This is a genomic window from Kocuria sp. CNJ-770, from assembly GCF_001942375.1.
GTDB classification, from domain to species: Bacteria; Actinomycetota; Actinomycetes; order Actinomycetales; family Micrococcaceae; genus Kocuria; species Kocuria oceani.
Map to the genome: position 1 here is coordinate 20,081 of NZ_MKJW01000055.1, position 18,169 is coordinate 38,249.

General features: G+C 75.9%; 17 protein-coding genes and 1 pseudogene. 10 read left to right on the plus strand and 8 right to left on the minus strand.

All coding sequences use genetic code 11. The features are described 5' to 3' along the window. Nucleotides 1–7 precede the first annotated feature (7 nt). Nucleotides 8–1,432, minus strand: coding sequence for an NAD(P)/FAD-dependent oxidoreductase (locus BJF77_RS02560; RefSeq protein WP_075871188.1), 1,425 nt, complete (start codon nt 1,430–1,432; stop codon nt 8–10). Nucleotides 1,433–1,577: 145 nt separating this feature from the next. Here BJF77_RS02560 and BJF77_RS02565 point away from each other — a divergent pair, with 145 nt between their 5' ends. The 4 genes and pseudogenes from BJF77_RS02565 to BJF77_RS02580 all read left to right on the plus strand — a co-directional run bounded on the left by BJF77_RS02565 (nt 1,578) and on the right by BJF77_RS02580 (nt 5,235). Next, nucleotides 1,578–2,219 (plus strand): ABC transporter permease, encoded by a 642-nt coding sequence (locus tag BJF77_RS02565; RefSeq protein WP_047801549.1) that lies wholly within the window; start codon nt 1,578–1,580, stop codon nt 2,217–2,219. Further along, nucleotides 2,212–3,450, plus strand: coding sequence for an ABC transporter ATP-binding protein (locus tag BJF77_RS02570; protein ID WP_075871189.1), 1,239 nt, complete (start codon nt 2,212–2,214; stop codon nt 3,448–3,450). The genes BJF77_RS02565 and BJF77_RS02570 overlap by 8 nt, the downstream gene beginning before the upstream one ends. A 101-nt stretch (nt 3,451–3,551) precedes the next feature. Then, nucleotides 3,552–4,258 (plus strand): annotated as a pseudogene (locus tag BJF77_RS02575) (ABC transporter permease). Next, nucleotides 4,255–5,235, plus strand: coding sequence for a glycine betaine ABC transporter substrate-binding protein (locus BJF77_RS02580; RefSeq protein WP_075871190.1), 981 nt, complete (start codon nt 4,255–4,257; stop codon nt 5,233–5,235). Before BJF77_RS02575 ends, BJF77_RS02580 begins: the two are co-directional and overlap by 4 nt. Here the strand turns inward: BJF77_RS02580 and BJF77_RS02585 are convergent. The 5 genes from BJF77_RS02585 to BJF77_RS02605 all read right to left on the minus strand — a co-directional run bounded on the left by BJF77_RS02585 (nt 5,193) and on the right by BJF77_RS02605 (nt 12,092). Next, nucleotides 5,193–5,855 carry a hypothetical protein gene (locus BJF77_RS02585; RefSeq protein WP_075871191.1) on the minus strand — a complete coding sequence of 221 codons (663 nt, stop codon included), beginning with the start codon at nt 5,853–5,855 and terminating at the stop codon, nt 5,193–5,195. The genes BJF77_RS02580 and BJF77_RS02585 overlap by 43 nt on opposite strands. 52 nt (nt 5,856–5,907) lie before the next feature. Continuing rightward, entirely contained in the window at nt 5,908–6,579 is a 672-nt protein-coding gene (locus tag BJF77_RS02590) for a hypothetical protein (protein ID WP_139318406.1), read from the minus strand. After that, nucleotides 6,576–10,193: a TM0106 family RecB-like putative nuclease gene (locus tag BJF77_RS02595; protein WP_075871193.1), complete on the minus strand. Its 3,618-nt coding sequence runs from the start codon at nt 10,191–10,193 to the stop codon at nt 6,576–6,578. Before BJF77_RS02595 ends, BJF77_RS02590 begins: the two co-directional genes overlap by 4 nt. A gap of 407 nt (nt 10,194–10,600) precedes the next feature. Continuing rightward, nucleotides 10,601–11,128 carry an inorganic diphosphatase gene (locus tag BJF77_RS02600; protein WP_047804724.1) on the minus strand — a complete coding sequence of 176 codons (528 nt, stop codon included), beginning with the start codon at nt 11,126–11,128 and terminating at the stop codon, nt 10,601–10,603. 634 nt (nt 11,129–11,762) lie between these two features. Then, nucleotides 11,763–12,092: a biopolymer transporter Tol gene (locus tag BJF77_RS02605; RefSeq protein WP_075871194.1), complete on the minus strand. Its 330-nt coding sequence runs from the start codon at nt 12,090–12,092 to the stop codon at nt 11,763–11,765. A gap of 63 nt (nt 12,093–12,155) precedes the next feature. Here BJF77_RS02605 and glp point away from each other — a divergent pair, with 63 nt between their 5' ends. Both glp and BJF77_RS02615 read left to right on the plus strand, forming a co-directional pair. Beyond that, nucleotides 12,156–13,385, plus strand: coding sequence for a gephyrin-like molybdotransferase Glp (gene glp / locus BJF77_RS02610; protein WP_075871216.1), 1,230 nt, complete (start codon nt 12,156–12,158; stop codon nt 13,383–13,385). A gap of 97 nt (nt 13,386–13,482) precedes the next feature. After that, nucleotides 13,483–13,893 carry a hypothetical protein gene (locus BJF77_RS02615; protein ID WP_255396105.1) on the plus strand — a complete coding sequence of 137 codons (411 nt, stop codon included), beginning with the start codon at nt 13,483–13,485 and terminating at the stop codon, nt 13,891–13,893. 4 nt (nt 13,894–13,897) lie between these two features. On the opposite strand, the gene BJF77_RS02620 is transcribed toward BJF77_RS02615, so the two are convergent. Further along, nucleotides 13,898–14,773 (minus strand): alpha/beta fold hydrolase, encoded by an 876-nt coding sequence (locus BJF77_RS02620; RefSeq protein ID WP_083664928.1) that lies wholly within the window; start codon nt 14,771–14,773, stop codon nt 13,898–13,900. Continuing rightward, nucleotides 14,766–15,233, minus strand: coding sequence for a pyridoxamine 5'-phosphate oxidase family protein (locus BJF77_RS02625; protein WP_047802401.1), 468 nt, complete (start codon nt 15,231–15,233; stop codon nt 14,766–14,768). The genes BJF77_RS02620 and BJF77_RS02625 overlap by 8 nt, the downstream gene beginning before the upstream one ends. A 169-nt stretch (nt 15,234–15,402) precedes the next feature. On the opposite strand from BJF77_RS02625, the gene moaC reads away from it, so the two are divergent. From moaC to moeB, 4 genes are read left to right on the plus strand one after another with little or no spacing between them, the layout of a single operon-like run. Continuing rightward, nucleotides 15,403–15,900 (plus strand): cyclic pyranopterin monophosphate synthase MoaC, encoded by a 498-nt coding sequence (gene moaC, locus BJF77_RS02630; RefSeq protein ID WP_075871195.1) that lies wholly within the window; start codon nt 15,403–15,405, stop codon nt 15,898–15,900. Beyond that, nucleotides 15,897–16,505, plus strand: coding sequence for a MogA/MoaB family molybdenum cofactor biosynthesis protein (locus BJF77_RS02635; protein ID WP_369821348.1), 609 nt, complete (start codon nt 15,897–15,899; stop codon nt 16,503–16,505). The genes moaC and BJF77_RS02635 overlap by 4 nt, the downstream gene beginning before the upstream one ends. Next, nucleotides 16,502–16,954, plus strand: a complete 453-nt coding sequence (locus tag BJF77_RS02640) for a molybdenum cofactor biosynthesis protein MoaE (protein ID WP_075871196.1) — start codon at nt 16,502–16,504, stop codon at nt 16,952–16,954. The genes BJF77_RS02635 and BJF77_RS02640 overlap by 4 nt, the downstream gene beginning before the upstream one ends. Before the next feature lie 5 nt (nt 16,955–16,959). Continuing rightward, nucleotides 16,960–18,150 (plus strand): molybdopterin-synthase adenylyltransferase MoeB, encoded by a 1,191-nt coding sequence (moeB, locus tag BJF77_RS02645; protein WP_075871197.1) that lies wholly within the window; start codon nt 16,960–16,962, stop codon nt 18,148–18,150. The last annotated feature ends 19 nt before the right edge of the window (nt 18,151–18,169 follow it).

Below are 18,169 nucleotides of genomic sequence, written 5' to 3' on the forward strand. Positions count from 1 at the left end.
GTGCGGCTCACAGGCCGTACTCCTCGAGCAGGCGCAGCCACACCTCGCTGATCGTGGGGAAGACGGGCACCGCGTGCCACAGCCGCTCCACCGGAACCTCGCCGGCCACGGCCACGGTCGCCGCGTGGAGCAGCTCCGCCACGTCCGGGCCCGCGAAGAACGCTCCGACGATCGTGCGGCGGCGCCGGTCCACCACGAGGCGGGCCCAGCCGCGGTAGCCGTCCCGGTGCAAGGAGGCCCCCGCCACGTCGATGTCGTGCTCCACGACGTCCACCTCCAGCCCGTCCGCGCGGGCCTGCTCCGCGGACCGGCCCACGGAGGCCACCGCGGGATCGGTGAACACCACCTGCGGCACGGCGCAGGCGTCGGCGGTGGACGCGTACCGCGACCACGCGGGAACGGAGTCCCCGAGCCGCCCGGCGGCGCGGGCCACGACGGCGTCCCCCACGGCGCGCGCCTCGTACTTGCCCTGGTGGGTCAGCAGCGGGCCGCCCGCGGCGTCCCCCGCCGCGTACAGCCACTGCTCCTGCGGTCCGGCCACCCGCCCGGAGGCGTCCACCTGCAGCTCCGCGGGGTCCAGGCCGAGCTCCTCGAGCCCGAGGCCGTCCAGGGCGGGGCGCCGCCCGGTGCTCACGAGCAGCCGCTCCGCGCAGACCGTCCCGCCGTCGTCGAGGACGAGCTCGATGCCGTCCTCGCCGTGCCGGACCCGGTCCGTGCCCCGTCCCTCGAGGACGGTGACCCCCTCGGCCTCCAGCGCGTCGGCCACCAGCCGTGCGGCCGGCCGCGGGAACGCGCCCAGCAGCCGGCTGCGGGCGACCACGGTGACCCGGGAGCCCAGCCGGGCGAAGGCCTGCGCCAGCTCCGTGCCGGACACCCCGCCGCCGAGCACCGCGAGGGAGCCGGGGACCTCCCGGGCGGCGGTGGCCTCCCGCGTGCCCCAGAACGGCGCGTCCGCCAGCCCCGGCACCGGAGGCACGACCGGGCGCGAGCCCGTGGCCAGCACCACGGCGTGGCGGGCCGCGAGCCGGCGCACGCCCCCGTCCCCGGCGGTCACCTCGACCTGCCGCGGCCCGGTCAGCCGCGCCCGTCCCCGGAGCAGCTCCACGCCGGCTCCGGCGAGCCACTCGGCCTGGCCCGAGTCGTCCCAGTGCGCGGCGAAGGCGTCCCGGCGGCGCAGCGCCGCGGCCGCGTCCGGGCGCCCGGTGACGGCCTGCGCGGCCCCGGCCACCCCCCGGGCGGCCTCGACCGCGGCGCCCGGGCGGAGCAGCGCCTTGGAGGGGACGCAGGCCCAGTAGGAGCACTCCCCGCCCACGAGCTGCGCCTCCACGAGCGCGGCGCTCAGCCCGCCCCGCACCACGCGGCCGGCCGCGTTCTCGCCGACCGGCCCGCCGCCGATCACCACCACGTCGTACGTCTCCGGGGTCCGTGTCATCCCCCGAGTCTGCCAACGGCGGGGGCACCGGACAACCGGCTCCGCCCCCGGGAGTGACCCGGGCCACGCCCGGGGGAGGCCCTGGTGATAGGGTTTTCGGCAGACCGGGTGACCACGTCATCGCCGACAAGCCGAAAGGCGTACCGTGCTCGATTACGTGTCCGACCGGTGGGAGCAGATCCTCTTCGCCAGCTGGCAGCACTTCTCCCTGGTGGTCCAGTGCCTGGTGCTGGCCACGGTCCTCGCGGTGGCCCTGGCGGCCCTGTGCTACCGCTCGCCCCGGCTCACCACCGTGGCCAACAACGTCTCCGCCGTGGGTCTGACCATCCCCTCCTTCGCCCTCATCGGCCTGCTCATCGCCCCGCTGGGCTTCGGGGTGCTGCCCGCGGTCGTGGTCGTCACCTTCTTCGCCGTCCTGCCGGTCCTGCGCAACGCGGTGGTCGGCCTGGCCGGTGTCCCGCCGGCCACCGTCGAGGCCGCCCGCGGTCTGGGCATGAGCCGTGGCGCCACGTTCCTGCGGGTCGAGCTGCCGATGGCCTGGCCGGTCATCCAGGCCGGCATGCGGATCTCCGCCCAGATGGTGATGGGCGTGGCCGCCATCGCCGCCTACGTCCTCGGCCCAGGCCTGGGCGGCTTCATCTTCTCCGGCCTGTCCCGGCTCGGCGGCGCCAACTCCCTGGCCTCGGTCCTCACCGGCGTCGTGGCGGTCGTCGTCGTCGCCCTCATCCTGGACGGGCTGCTCGTGCTGCTCGGCCGACTCACCACATCGCGAGGTATCCGTGTCTGACTCCGCCCCCCGCACCGCCCCCTCCGTCACCGGAGCCCGCATCCTGCTGGAGAACGTCTCCAAGCGGTACCCCGGGCAGGCCAGGGCCGCCGTGGACGGGCTGACCCTGGAGATCCCCGCGGGCAGCACCGTGATGCTCGTGGGACCCTCCGGGTGCGGCAAGACCACCACCCTGAAGATGATCAACCGGCTCATCGAGCCCTCCGAGGGCCGGATCGTGATCGACGGCCAGGACGTCACCTCGATGAACGGCGACGAGCTGCGCCGCGGCATCGGCTACGTCATCCAGGCCGGCGGGCTCTTCCCGCACATGAGCGTGGCCACCAACATCGGCATGGTCCCGAAGATGCTCGGCTGGGACCGGGCCCGCATCGCCGCCCGCGTGGACGAGCTGCTCGAGCTCGTCTCCCTCGACCCGGCCGTGTACCGGGACCGCTATCCCCGGGAGCTCTCGGGCGGGCAGCAGCAGCGCGTGGGAGTGGCGCGCGCGCTGGCCGCGGACCCGCCGGTGCTGCTCATGGACGAGCCCTTCGGCGCCGTGGACCCCATCACCCGGCAGCGCCTGCAGGACGAGCTCATCAACATCCAGCACGAGCTGCAGAAGACCATCGTGTGCGTCACCCACGACTTCGACGAGGCCGTGAAGCTGGGCGACTGGATCGCGGTCTTCGACGAGGGCGCCCAGGTGGTCCAGTACGACGCCCCCGAGCGGATCCTGGCCGAGCCCGCCGACGAGTTCGTGGAGGACTTCATCGGCACGGGCGCCGGGCTCAAGCAGCTGACCCTCACCCGGGTCCGGGAGGTGGACCTCGTCCCCGCCGTGACCGCCCGGCCCGGCGAGGACGTGCAGGCGGTGCTCGCCCGCGGCGAGCAGGCCGGCACCCGGGACGTCGTGGTCCTCGACGACCGGGACCGCCCGCTGTCCTGGCCCGCCCGCCGCCAGCTGGAGCGCTTCAGCACGGTCCCCGGCGACCGCAACGAGCGGCTGCCGCTGGTCGGCACCGGTGCCACGCTCAACGACGCGCTGGACACGATGCTCGTCTCGAGCACCGGAGCGGCCCTCGTGGTCGGGCCCCGGGACCGCTTCGAGGGCGTCATCTACGTGGAGACCGTCATGGCCGCCATCACGGAGGCCCGCCGCGCCGTGGACCCCGAGGAGGCGCCGCTGGGGCACAACACGGGGGAGATGCCCGCCGTGAGCCCGGCCGGTCCCGGCGGTGGGGACCGATGAGCACGCAGGCGGAACGGCCCGCGGCGGCCGGCCCCGGGCCCCAGGACGGCCCGGCGGCCCCGGACGCCTCCGCCGACGTCGACCGGCGGACCTGGCGCGGGATGCTCCTGCAGCCCGTGGCGATCCTCGCGGCGCTGGGCCTGCTGGCGCTGTGGCTGTCCACCGCGGAGCTGACGGAGACCGAGGCGGTGACCCTGCGCCCCGGGCGCTGTGGGACCTCACGGTGCAGCACCTGCAGCTGACCGTGGTGGCCACCGTGGTGGTGCTGCTGGTGGCCGTGCCGGTGGGGATCCTCCTCACCCGCGCGCCGCTGCGCTTCCTCACCGGCCCGGTGATCGCCGTGGCGAACATCGGCCAGGCCGCCCCGGCCGTGGGGCTGATCGTGCTGTTCGCGTTCTGGCTGGGCTTCGGCTTCCAGGCCTCCGTGGTCGCCCTGATCGTCTACGCGATCCTGCCCGTGCTCAAGAACACCATGGTCGGCCTCGACGGCGTCGACCGCAGCCTCGTGGAGGCCGGCCGCGGCATGGGCATGAGCGCGCTCGCGGTCCTGCTCCGTGTCGAGCTGCCGCTGGCGGTGCCGGTCATGCTGGCCGGGGTGCGGACCGCGCTGATCCTGGTGGTCGGCACCGCCACCCTGGCCACCTTCGTCAACGGCGGTGGACTGGGGCTGCTGATCACCACGGGCGTCAACCTCGACCTCGTGCGGGTGCTCGTCGCCGGCTCGATCCTCGTGGCGCTGCTCGCGCTGACCATCGACTGGATCGGCCGCGTCGTGGAGCACGTCGCGCGCCCGAAGGGACTGCGATGAGAACCCCACGCCCCGCGGGCGCCGCCCTGCTGCTCTCCGGCGCCGCGCTGCTGCTGGCCGGCTGCGGGCTGGAGCCCTCCACCGCCTACGTGCCCGCCGCCGAGCCCGGCTCCATCCAGCCCGTCGAGGGCGCCGAGGGGACCGAGGTGAAGGTGACGTCCAAGAACTTCACCGAGCAGCTGATCCTCGGCAAGATCGCCGTGCTGGCCGTGGAGGCCGCAGGCTTCGAGACCGAGGACCTCACCAACGTGCCCGGCTCCCAGCCGGTGCGCGAGCTCATGCTGTCCGGGGACGCCGACCTGACCCTCGAGTACACCGGCACGGCGTGGCTCACCTACCTCGGCCACGAGCAGGGCATCCCGGACCAGCAGGAGCAGTGGCAGGCCGTGCACGACGAGGACCTGGGCAACGGGCTGACCTGGGGGGCCCCGGCCGCGCTCAACAACACCTACGCCATGGCCGTGCGCACGGAGTACGCCGAGGCCAACGGGCTGGAGACGGTCTCGGACATCGCGGAGCTGCCGGTGGCCGAGCGCACGTTCTGCGTCGAGGCGGAGTTCAACTCCCGCAGCGACGGGCTGACCCCGCTGCTCGCCCACTACGGCCTCGACCGCGGCAGCGAGGTGCCGGAGGACAACATCGGCATCTACGACACCGGGGCGATCTACTCGGCCACGGACAGCGGCGAGTGCAACTTCGGGGAGGTGTTCTCGACCGACGGCCGCATCCCCGCCCTGGACCTGACCGTCCTCGAGGACGACCGGCAGTTCTTCCCGGCCTACAACGCCGCCCCGGTGTTCAACACGGAGCTGCTGCAGGAGTTCCCGGCCCTGGAAGAGGTCCTGGAGCCGATCTCCCAGGCGCTGACCGACGACGTGATGCAGGAGCTCAACCGGCAGGTGGACGTCGAGGGACGGGACCCGGCCGACGTCGCCTACGAGTGGATGCTCTCCGAGGGGTTCATCGTCGAGGCCTGAGCCCCCGGGCCGGCTCCGGGCGGTGCGCACAGCTCGAGCAGCCGCGCCGCGGCGGGGCGGGCGTCCCACTCCTCCTGCCACAGGGCGCGCGCCACCGCCTTGGAGACGGCCTGCGGGGTGATGCCCAGCTCCCCGGCCACGACCTTCTGCTGGCCGCGCGCCCCGGGGACGAGGAGGTCCACGACGCGCCACTCCGCCGCCGTGCGCTGGGCCACGATCCGCCCCAGCAGCCGCAGCACGGACTGGGCCCGGGCCGCGGCCGCGGCGTCCTCCGCGGCCACGCACACCGGGACCCGCCCCGTCCGGGCGGCCGCCGCGGCGGCGTGGTGGGCCTGCACCGTCCCGGGACCGTCGGCGCGCAGGCCCGTCCGCCCGTCGGCGCCGGTGACGGTCTCGAGCCCGACCGGGCCCACTCCGATCCCCACGCGCCACGCCTCGCCGCGCAGCCCGGCCAGGGCCGCGGCCACCGCCTCGGCCGGGTCCGCGGTGATGCCCTGCACCGCGTGCGCCCGGGCGCCCTGGAAGGGCACCACGGTCCCGAGGTCCCCGAGCCGGCGCAGCAGCGCCGGCGCGAGGTCCCCTGCCTCGCGGTGGCGCTGGTCCAGGCTCACGACGTACACGCTCCCAGTATCGGTCACCGCGGGAGCCCGGTCCCGGCGGCGCGGCCGGGGCTCACTCCCAGAACCGCGGCTCGATGTCCACGCCCCGGGCGAGCAGCTCGTCCTCCAGCGGCTCCCGGCAGATCAGGGGCAGGCGCAGGCAGCCGATCCGGTCGTCGGGGTCGAAGTAGGCCGTGAGCCGGTCGAAGCCCTGCCGGAACCGGGCGAGCTCCTTGGCCGTGGCGGCGACCTCCGTGAGGTCGGCGTCGGAGGCGAGCACCCAGAAGGACGCCGGGTCGGTGAGCTGCAGCAGCCCCACCGGCCCCCCGGCGTCGTTGTTCTCGGTGCCGGCCCAGCCGGGCACGCGCAGCCAGCCGCCGGGTTCGGCCGCGCCCAGGGCCGGCGCCACGGGGTCGTACTCCCACGCCCGGGCCCGCTGCACCCACCACGGCGGGGCGGGCAGGTAGAGCGGGCCGTCCAGGTCCACGGGCCAGCGCGCGGCGGCGAAGGCCCCGGCGTCGACCCGGTCCCAGAAGTGCTCCGCGGTGAGGTCGGTGCCCACGCTGTTCAGGGCCGCTCCCGGGTCGTCCCGCTGCATCCCGTGCCAGTAGGTGGGGCGGGTGGCCACCCCCGCGCCCCGCAGCAGGGCGTCGAGCTCCTCGAGGTGGGCCGGCTCCCCGAGCACCACCGTCCGGCTCTCGAAGTGCAGGACGTAGGGCACGCGCACCGAGCGCTCGCCGCTCACGGCGACCCCGGGCCCGCTCCGCGGCGACACAGCCGGGTGAACCGGCCCAGCAGCTGCAGGCCCTCCGGGGTGGCGGGCAGGTAGTCCGTCAGGGTGGGGGAGCGCACGAGCACGGCGCACCACTGCCCGCGGGAGACCGCCACGTTGAGCCGGTGGGGGGACAGCAGGAACTCCATGCCCCGGTGGCCCTCGGCGGACGAGGCGGCCATGGACACGATGACCACGGGGGCCTCCTGCCCCTGGAAGCGGTCGACGGTGCCCACCCGGACCCCTCCGCCCTCCTCGTCCCGCAGCCCGGCCGCGCGCAGCTCCTGGGCCACGAGCTCGACCTGGGCGTTGTAGGCCGCCACCACGAGCACGTCCGCGGGGGTCAGCGCCACGGGCGCGGCGTCCGGACCGGCACGCCACGGGGTGCCCACGAACTCCCGGGCCAGCGCCACGACCTGCCGGGCCTCCTCGGGGGAGGCCGTGCGGTTGCCGGTGTGCTCGACGTAGCAGGTGCGCAGGCCCGGGGCCACACCGCTGAGCTCCCGCCGGGACGCGGCCGGTGCGGAGCCCAGCCGCCCGGCGTAGGAGAGCTCGGAGACCGGCTCGCACAGCTCGGGGTGCATCCGCCAGGTGCGGTCCAGGAAGTAGCCGTACTCCGCCGGCAGCGTGGGGGACCCGTGGGAGAGCCAGCCGAGCGCCGACTCGTCGACGGGCAGGGGATGGGTGCCCTGCGAGACCTGCGGCAGCTGCTGGGGGTCCCCGAGCAGCAGCAGCCGGCGCGCGGCCCGGGACACGGCCAGGGTGTTGGCGAGCGAGTACTGCCCGGCCTCGTCGACCACGAGCAGGTCCAGGGCCTCGTCCTCGAGGTACGCGGCGTTGGAGAAGTCCCACGCAGTGCCGCCGACCACGGCGCCGCCCTCGGCGAGGAACGCGGCGAGGTCCCGGCCCGCGAGCGTCCGCCAGGGCCCCTGACCGGACGGGGGGCGCCCGGCCGGCGCCTTCTTGCCGACGCGCTCGGCGGGCACGCCGCCCTTCGCGATCACCCCGCCCAGCAGGTTCTCCACGACCGCGTGGGACTGGGCGACCACGCCGATCCGCCACCCGGCCTCCACCAGCCGGCCGATGACGTGGGAGCCGAGGAACGTCTTGCCGCTGCCCGGAGGTCCCTGGACGGCGAGGAAGCTGCGGTCCAGCGCGCGCAGGGCCTGGACCACGGCGTCGATCGTGCCGCCGGGTCCCGGGACGGGCAGGGGCCCGCCGCCGGCCGGGCGCGGCGGCTCGCGCAGGAGCAGCCGCAGCCCCGGCAGCTCGGGCAGCTCCGGCAGGGCGTCGGCGGTGCGGGCGGCCAGCGCCTGCAGCGACTCCTCGAGGGAGGCGGTGGCGATCGGCCGCTCCGGGGTCAGCGCCAGGGGCAGCTCGGCCCAGGGCTCGGGGGCGGCGGCGCCGCGGGGCGTGCGCAGCCGCTCCCGCACGGTGAGCACCGCCGTGCCGTCCTCGCGCTCGTCGAGCTCCTCCAGCGCGGCGGTCCAGTCCCCGGCCCGGCCGCTGCCGCGTCCGGCGGCCTCCTCGGCGAGGTGGGCGGGAACGGGCGGGCCGTAGACCAGGAACAGCCCGGTGGCCCCCGGCCGGAGCGTGGAGCCCTCGCCGAACCGGCCCGCGAGGCGCAGCAGGCGGGTGGGCGCGGCGCCGGCGCGCTTGGCCGGGTCCTTCGCCCAGTCCTCGAGCACCTCCGCCCGCTGCACCACGAACACGTCGCGGGTGTCCTCCCAGTCCTCGACCGGGCCCTCCAGGCGGTCGAAGTGGGACCACCAGTACTGCTTGCGCTCACGGCGGTGGTAGCCGGTGGCGGAGGCGACCATCGCCACGGCGGTGCGCTGCCGGGGCCCGAGCCCGTCGGCGGCCCCCGGGCGGTCCAGGAACTCGCGCAGCCGCTGCTCCGCGTCCGTCATCGCGGTCCCGGGCAGCTCCTCGGCGGGCTCGGCCGGGACCGGGGCGGGCCGGTGCCCCGCGGGGTCGGCGGAGATCCCGGCCAGGCCGAGCAGCCAGTCCCGCAGCCGCAGGGTCGAGAGACAGTCGTAGGCGTTGTAGTCGGCGATCCCCGCCAGGATCCGGTCCGCCTCCTCCGCCCGTCCGGCGTCCCGGGCGGCGCAGGAGTCGGCGTAGGCCACCACCGACGCCCCGGCGTCCACCACGTCCCCGGTGCGCAGGTGCCGGCCCATGTACAGCGGCTCCAGCTTCTTGATGGAGTAGGAGTTCTCGGACAGCCGCAGGCTTCCCCGCACCGTGTCGTAGAGGTCCACCAGGACGTTCTCGCGCAGCAGCCGGTCCACGGCGTCCTCGCCCACGGCGTGGACCAGGGAGAGCCGGCACAGGGCCGCCTTCTCGTAGTCGGCGTAGTGGTAGACGTGCATCCCGGGGAAGCGCTCCCGGCGCTCGGCCACGTAGTCCAGGAACTCCCGCAGCGCGGTGCGCTCCTGGTCCCGCGAGTGGGCCCAGAACGGCCGGAAGACGGGCTCGGCGCCCGGGGCGGCGGGCTGTTCGACCACCCCGAAGAGGTACTCGAGCCCCCAGGACGCCGGGTCCTCGGGGTCCTGCCACAGGGGGTCGCCCTCGAAGTCGAAGAACACGTCCCCGGCGTTGGGGGCGGGCAGCCGCCGCAGCGGCTCCGTGCTGGTGACCCGGTAGGCCGTGCGGTGGGTCCGCCCGTCCTTCACCCACTCGACGGCTCCGTCCTCGCCGCCGCGGCCCGTCTGCATCGCGGCCTGGTCCCGCAGCCGGCGGACCGCGGCCGGCAGCCGCGGGTCCTCGAGCCCGGCGAGCTCGTCGACGGTGCGCACCCCGTGCCGTTCCCGCAGCGTGCGGCGCATCCGCACGGACATGCCGGCGGTCAGCAGCAGGTCCCGGTGCTCGGCGACGGCCCGCGCGCAGTGCCCGCAGCGCCCGCAGCGGCCCACACGGTCGTCGTGCCACCGGACGGGTCCGGTGCGCGCCCGGTGGGCGGCGGCGGCGGCCACGAAGCGCTCCCGGCGCTCCTGGTAGACGGCCAGGTGCTCGGCGACGGGGAAGACGGCCTCGCGCTGGTCGCCCAGGACCAGCGTGACCTCCGGCGCCACGGGTGCTCCCGCCCGCTCGAGCTGGTCGGCGTAGGCGGCGAGCTGGAGCAGGGCGGTGACCTTGGCGTGCCGGGCGAGCTTGGTGTCGTGGACGGCGTAGGCACCGTCCGGGCGGCGGACGAGGAAGTCGGCGCGGCCGTGGAAGCCGCCGTCGAAGAAGGAGGCCTGGAAGACGACGTCCGCCCCGGCGCGGAGGGCGGCCAGGGACTCCGCGTGCTTGGCCGCCAGCCCGGCCCGGTCCGCGCCGCGGACCGGCTCGACCTCGTAGACGCCGCGGCCCGTGGCCGGGTCCCAGGGGCCGAACGCCGTCCGGTGGGCGGCGAGGACCCGGTGCTCGTGGGCGTCGCCCAGGGCGGCCGTGCGGGTGCGCATCGCGTCGCGCTCCTCCGGGCCTCGCGGCGCCCGGCCGAGCAGCTCGTCCAGGACGCTCAGGCTCGCGAACGGGCACTCGGCCGCGCGCACCAGGTCGCTCGCGGAGAAGACGAGGTCCGCCTCGGGGCCCAGCAGGAACATGCGCATCCTTCCGACGGGACCGGGGCCGTCCCGGGTCCGGGACCATCGAACCACAGGCGCCGGACGGCGTAGGACGGGGCGGACCGGGATCGGCCGGCAGGTCCTCGGACCTGCCGGCCGACTCCCGGCGGCGGCGGAGCCGGTCCGCCGGGATGGGCCGGGAGAGATCGGTGGATCGCGGCGCGGGTGGGGGACCCCGCCGCCACCGGGCACCTCTCGGGTGCTCACCGGCGACCTCGATCCCGGCCGGCGGCCCGGATGCCATGGGGGGATGCATCCCGGACCGTCGGGCCGGCTGAGCCGGCCGATCCCAATATAACGAAATTCATGGAATTACCACAGGGGTCGGGACACGGCGGGGGCCGGGGACCGGTGTGGTCCCCGGCCCCCGCCGGTGCGCCGTGCGCTCAGTCGGTGGACGCGGCCTTCTCCTCCGCCTCGGCGGCGGACTCGTAGTGGGACTGCTCGAAGCGCTCGAGGGCCTCCGTGACGAGGCGCTCGGCCGTCTCCCGGCCCTCCCAGCCCTCGCCCTTGACCCACTTGTTCGGCTCGAGGTCCTTGTAGCGCTCGAAGAAGTGCTGGATCTCCTTGAGCTTGAACTCGTCGATGTCGTCCAGGCCCTGGATGTGGTCGTAGCGCTTGTCGGTGGACACGCACAGGATCTTCGCGTCCCCGCCGGCCTCGTCGTTCATGTTGAACACGGCGATCGGACGGGACTCCACGAGCACACCGGGGACGATCTCGAAGTCCAGCAGCACGAGGGCGTCCAGGGGGTCGCCGTCCTCGCCCAGGGTGTCCTCGAAGTACCCGTAGTGGGCCGGGTACTGCATCGAGGTGAACAGCACGCGGTCCAGGCGCAGGCGGCCGGTCTCGTGGTCGATCTCGTACTTGACGCGCGATCCCCGGGGGATCTCGATGGTGACGTCCAACTCCATGGTGTTTCTCCTCGTGCGTGCGAAGGCCGGCGGGGCCCCGGGTCGTCCGGGGCGGCCGGACAGGGCTGACAGCGGCCGGGCGCGGCCGCACCACCCAGGCAGGGTGGGGGCAGATCCGACCCCACGATAACCGCGGCCCCGCGGGCGGCGGTAACCGCCGTCGGCGCGGGACACCCCGGGGCGGCCCCGCCGCGGGGGCCACAATGGGCACCATGCACACAGCGGCCGGGCGCGGCCGCACCACCCAGGCAGGGTGGGGGCAGATCCGACCCCACGATAACCGCGGCCCCGCGGGATGCAGTAGGTGCAGCGCAGATTGCACTTGTCGATCACCGACAGCCGCAGATCGGTGGCGCGGCGGCCGTGGCGGTCAAGGAGCCCCGTCCCGGCCGGGGCGCCGCTCGGCGCCGGTCCCGCACTGCGGATCTGCGGAAGTCCCAGGGAAACGCTCATGTCACCGCCTCGGTGGTCGCGTCCGGCCCGCACGGTGCTCGGCGTGCCGGGATGGTCCGCCCAGTGTAATCAGTCCCCAGCATGCCGAGAATGTCCGGTGCGCCGGCCGGGTCCTCCACCGGCGGTCCGCGCCGTGTCCGCACCGCGCCCGTCCTGCGCCTGCACCGCGCCCTGGCCGGGGTCAGGCCGGCTCCGGCGGGGCCTGCTCGTCCAGCCGCGCGAGGGCCTCCGTCCAGCGGGCCTCCCGTTCGGCCGGGCTCTGCTCCCACCAGGGCGTGCCCCGTTCGCCCAGGCCGCGCTTCGCCAGCCCGACCCGGTCCCGCACGGCCCGCAGCCGGTCCTCCGAGCCCTCCCGGCGCGCGGTGCGCACCGCCGCGCGGGCACGCCCCAGGTGGGATCTGAGCCGGGCCGCGACGTCGTCCGGCAGCGCGGGATCCTGCCGCCGCCAGCGCCGCCCGTCCACCACGATCCACCGCCCGTCCGGCGTGTGCTCCACCTCCCGCTGTGCCATGCCACCGATCCTGCCAGGTCCGCCCGCCGCGTGCGCTCCGCGGCGGGCCCCTACGCTGGGGGCATGAGCAGGCACGCGCAGCACCCGGTCCGCAGCGTCGACGAGCACCGCCGTGCGGTCACCGAGGCCCTGCGCGGGATCCGCCCGCGCGGGGAGACCGTCCCCCTGCGGGAGGCCCTGGGCCGGGTCCTCGCCGAGGACCTCGTGGCGCCCATGAGCCTGCAGCCCTTCGAGAACTCGCAGATGGACGGATTCGCGGTGCGCGCCGCCGACACCCGGCGGGCGCCGGGGGAGCAGGACGCGCGGCTCGTCGTCGTCGCCCCCGTCCCGGCGGGCCACGTCCCGGGGCCCCTGGCGGCCGGGGAGGCGGCCCCCGTCATGACCGGTGCGCCGTTGCCGCCCGGGGCGGACGCCGTGGTCCCGGTCGAGGAGACGCTGCCGGGCGGCTTCCCGGCTCCCGGGACCGTGCTGCGCGTCCCGGCCGACCAGCCGGCGGGCCGGTTCGTGCGCCGGGCGGGCGAGGACCTGCTCGAGGGCGCGACGGCGCTGTCGGCGGGGCAGCGGCTCACACCCGCCCGGATAGGCCTCGCCGCGGCCCTCGGGTGCGCCGCGCTGCGCGTGCGGGCCCGGCCCCGGGCCGTGGTCTACACGACCGGGGACGAGGTCGTGGCCCCGGGGGCCGAGCGCGGTCCCGCCCAGATCTTCGACGCGAACGCGGCGATCCTGGCCGCCCAGCTCACGGAGGCCGGCGTGGAGGTGCTCGCCGCCCACCTGGTTCCCGACGACGCCGGGGCCTTCGCCGCGCGGCTGGCCGCCGACGCCGCCCGGGGACCCGACCTCTTCGTCTCCTCCGGCGGCGTCAGCGAGGGCGCCTACGAGGTCGTCCGCCAGGTGCTCGGGCCCCACGGCGAGTTCGTGCACGTGGCGATGCAGCCGGGCGGGCCCCAGGGGCTCGCCCACCGGGACGGCGTGCCCTTCGTGTGCCTGCCCGGCAACCCCGTGAGCACGCTGGTGTCCTTCGAGATGTTCCTGCGGCCGGCGCTGACGGAGACCGTGGGCGCCCCCGTCCCCCGCCCGCTCCGCACCGCGCGGCTCGCGGAGGCCGTCCGCCCGCTGCCCGGCAGGACCCAGGTCCGCCGGGGCGTCTGGGACGGCGCCGTGGTGCGGATGGCGGGCGGTCCCGGCTCCCACCTGCTGGCCGCCGCGGCCCGGGCCAACGCCCTCGTCCTGCTGCCGCCGGGGGACACGGAGCTGCCGGCGGGTGCTCCCGTGGAGCTGCTCGCGCTCGACTGACGGTGGCCGGGACCGTCCGCCCCGCTGACTAGACTGGCCTGCGCCCCTCGCCCGGCCGCCCGGCCCGGGACCGGGGAACCCCGTGTCGACCGATCCCATGACGACCGCTACAGAACAGGCCCTCATGAAGTCCCTGCCCGCGCCCCTGCTGCTCGCCGCCACCGCCGTGATCCAGGCGCTCGGCCGCTACGAGTACCACCAGAACGCGATCACCGTGGTGGGCCAGATGCTGTTCCCCATCTTCTTCGCCGTGCTGGCGATCTTCCTCGCCCGGCGCGGGACGGAGGGCGCCTTCGGCACCGTGCACCTCGTCCTCCTCGTGGCCGGCGCGCTCCTGTTCGTGCTCAGCCTGGTGGGCCGAAACGGCACCGTCCCGCAGCTCTACCCCTCGGTGTGGGTCTACTACACCGCGTTCGCGCTCGTGGCGGTCGAGGCGGCGCTGCGGATCGCCGGCACTCCCGGCCGGGGGCGCGGCACCCCCAGGGACGAGGGGCCCGCCCGGCGCTGAGGGGCTAGCCGGTCCCGCCGGCACGCGCCACGACGAGCGCCGCCAGCTGCTCCGGGCGGGTCTCGGGCAGCCAGTGCCCGGCGTCCAGCTCCACGAACCGGTACGGGCCGCGCACGTGCTCGGCCGTCAGCTCCGCGGCCCGGCGGCCCAGGGCGGGATCCCGGTTGCCCCACGCGTAGGTGGTCGGGACGTCGACCGGTCCCGTGCGCAGCCGCGACAGCGGCACGGCGCGGTACCAGTCCAGGGCCGCGGTCAGCGCGCCCGGCTGCCGCATCCGGGCGGCGTAGCGGGCTGCCTCGGCGGCGGGCAGGCCGGAGCGGCGCAGCAGGTCCTCGAGCCGCGGGCCCAGCGCCGTCTCCGGGAGCCGGGGCAGCTGGAAGGCGGCCACGTAGGCGGAGCGCAGCCCCTGCCCCGATCGGACCAGGGACCGGGACAGCGCCCGCGGATGCGGCACCGAGGCCACGGTGAGGGACGCCGTCCGCTCCGGACGGTGCGCCGCGAGGGCCCACGCCACGATCCCGCCCCAGTCGTGGCCGAGCACGTGCGCGCGCTCCACCCCTGCGGCGTCGAGCACCGCCACGGCGTCCTCGACGAGCAGCTCCAGCCGGTAGGCCCCGCGGCCGCGGGGCCGCGCCCCGGGGGAGTAGCCGCGCTGGTCGGGGGCCAGGGTGCGCAGGCCCGCGGCGTGCAGCGTGGGCGCGAGGCGGTCCCAGCTCGTGCGGTCCTGGGGGAAGCCGTGCAGCAGCAGCACCGGGGGGCCGTCGGCGGGCCCCTCGTCGCGGACGTCGAGCAGCAGGCCGGCCGACGGGCACCGGGCGAGCCGCTCCGTCCCGTCCGGCCCGCCGGGGCGGACGGTCCCGTCGCCGACCCGCTCACTCATCCGGGGCCCGCCGCGCCTCCGACACCGGGGTGCGCCACTCTCCCGGGTCCGCGACCGGGAACCGGCGGCCGGTCACGAGACCCGGCACGACGCGCACGAAGCTGCCCTTCCGGCCCGACTGCCACGGGAACAGCGGCAGGTCCAGGGTGTCCGTCAGCTCCTGGATCTGCTGGATGCGCTCGGCCCGGCCCTTGAGCACCACGCTCCACCCCTGGGCGGAGGACGCGTCGTACCCGTCGATCTCCACCGCCACCGGGACGCCGGTCAGGGCGGCCGCGAGCTTCGTCCCCTCGGCCGAGCGGAAGACGAGCGTCCCGTGGTCCACCACGAAGTTGATCGGGAAGATGTCCGGGTGGTCCTCCACCCACACGGCGAGGCGGCCGACACCGGCGTCCCGCAGCAGCTCCCAGCAGGTGTGCACCGGCAGGTCCTCGACGTGGCTGGCGTGCTCGTCCGTCATCGTGTGCTCCTTCGCAGGTCGGCGGCATCGGCGGCGCGGGAGGGCGTGCGGCCAAGCTAGCACCGCGCCCGACCCGGAACCAGGCCCGGCCCCGGAACGGACGCGGGCCGGAGCAGTGGGCCAGAATAGGAGGACGCACCGACCGGAGACCCGAAGGGACCGCACCGAGATGACCGATCAGCAGCAGGGCCTCACGCACGTCCGGGCGGACGGCTCCGCGCACATGGTGGACGTCTCGCACAAGGACGTCACCACCCGCGAGGCCACCGCGACCGCCACGCTGCGCACCCGGCCCGACGTCGTCGAGCAGGTCTTCGCCGCGGACCTCCCCAAGGGCGATGCCCTGCCGGTGGCCCGGGTCGCGGGGATCATGGCGGCCAAGCGGACCCCCGAGCTCGTCCCGCTGTGCCACCCCCTGCCGATCAGCAAGGTGGTGGTGGACTTCGAGCGCCTGGCGGACGGGGTGCGGATCACGGCCACCGTGCGCACCCGCGGGGTGACCGGCGTGGAGATGGAGGCGCTGACCGCGGCGTCGGTGGCCGCGCTGACGCTCTACGACATGATCAAGGCCGTGGACAAGCTCGCCGAGATCGACCGGGTCAGGGTGCTCGCCAAGTCCGGCGGGAAGTCGGGGGACTGGGCACGGGACGGCGGGGACCGCGCATGAGGAGCGCCGCCGTCATCGTCGCCTCCACCCGCGCGGCCGCCGGGGTCTACCGGGACCGGAGCGGGCGGATCGCCGCGGACTGGTTCGGCTCCCACGGCTTCACCGTGGAGGGCCCCTTCGTGGTGGCCGACGGCGAGGACGTCCGCGCCCAGCTCGAGCGCCTGCTCGTGGCACGGGCCCCGGAGGACCGGCCCAGCGTCGTGGTGACCAGCGGCGGCACCGGCCTGGCCCCCGACGACCTGACCCCGGAGGTCACCCGCCCCTTCCTCGACCGGGAGCTGCCGGGGATCATGGAGGCGCTGTGGGCGGAGGGCCGGAGGACCACGCCCCTGGCGGTGCTCAGCCGCGGGCACGCCGGCGTCAGCGGGCACACCTTCGTCGTCAACCTCCCCGGCTCCACGGGCGGGGTGTGGGACGGGCTGAAGGTGCTCGAGCCCCTGCTCGACCACGTCTGCGACCAGCTCGAGGGCCACCGCGACCGCGGGCACACCGCCCCCGGGTCCCGGCACCACGCCTCCGCCCCGCAGACCCCCGAGCAGCGGGCCCGGCCGCCGCAGACCCCCGGACCGCAGCACCCCGAACCGCACGAGGAGAACGACCGATGAGCACTCCCGGACCCATCCAGGCCGACACCGCCGTCGTCGCGGCGTTCGTGACGGACGAGCCGCTGGACCACGGACAGGCGGTCTCGGCCGTGCAGGACGAGCGCACCGGCGCCGTGGTCTCCTTCAGCGGCGTGATCCGGGACCACGACGGCGGACGTTCCGTCACGAGCCTGGACTACACCTGTCACCCCGGCGCCGACCGGGCGGTCAAGGACGTGGCCCGGGCGGTCGCCGAGGAGTTCCCGGGCACCCGGATCTGGGCGGCCCACCGGATCGGCCACCTGGAGGTCGGGGACTCCGCCCTGGAGGCCGCCGTCGGCGCCGCCCACCGCAAGCTCGCGTTCGCCGCCTGTGACGCGCTCGTCGACCGGATCAAGGCCGAGGTGCCCATCTGGAAGGAGCAGTCCTTCGCCGACGGCTCCACCGAGTGGGTCGGACTGGACGCCTGAGCGCCGTGGACCTGACCCCGCTCGTCGACCCCGCCCCCGAGCTCACCGATGCCGAGCTCCGCCGCTACGCCCGGCACCTCACCGTCCCCGAGATCGGGGAGGAGGGCCAGCGGCGGCTGAAGAACGCCCGGGTGCTGTGCGTGGGCGCGGGCGGACTGGGCTCCCCGGCGCTGCTCTACCTCGCCGCCGCGGGGGTGGGGACCCTCGGGATCGTCGACGACGACGTGGTGGACTCCTCCAACCTCCAGCGCCAGGTGATCCACGGGGAGGCCGTCCTGGGCGCGCCCAAGACGGTCTCGGCCGCGGCGCGGATCGCCGACCTCAACCCGCTGGTGCACGTGGTCGAGCACCGCGAGCGGCTCACGGCGGCGAACGCGCGGCGGGTCCTGGCCGGCTACCACCTCGTGCTGGACGGCTCGGACAACTTCGGGACCCGCTACCTCGTCTCGGACGCGTGCGAGCTCGGCGGGATCCCGCACGTGTGGGGCTCGATCCTGCGCTTCGACGGCCAGTACTCGGTCTTCTGGGGCGCGCACGGGCCCACCTACCGGGACCTCTACCCGGTGCCGCCGGCGCCGGGCACCGTGCCCAGCTGCGCCGAGGCCGGGGTGCTCGGCGTCCTGCCGGGCCTGCTGGGGACCGCCATGGCGGTCGAGGCCGTCAAGCTGGTGACCGGGATCGGCGCCACCATGCTGGGCCGGGTGGCCACCTACGACGCCCTGTCCGCGCGCTGGTGGGAGATCCCGCTGGCGCCCACGCCGGGACGCCCGCCCGTGCGCTCCCTGCAGGACGACGCCGGGACTCCCCCCTGCGTGGCGCCCGCCCCGGCGCGGCCGGCGGGGGAGGGGCCGACCGCGCCGCTGCCCACGGTCACGGCGCCGCAGCTGGCACAGCTGCTCGCCGCCCGGGAGCGCGGCGAGGCGCAGTTCGAGCTCCTCGACGTGCGCGAGCCCTACGAAGCCCGTCTCGCGGCCATCCCGGGTGCGCGGCTGGTCCCCCTGGCCCGGTTCGAGTCCGGCGAGGCGCTGGCGGGGATCGACCCGGGACGCCGGGTGCTGCTGCACTGCAAGGCCGGGGCGCGCTCCGAGCGGGCGCTGCGGCTGCTGCGGGCGGCCGGGCACGCGGACGCCGCCCACCTGGAGGGCGGGGTGCTGGCCTGGATCGAGCAGGTGGATCCCGCCCAGCGGCCCTACTGACCGTCCGGGGCGCCCCGCC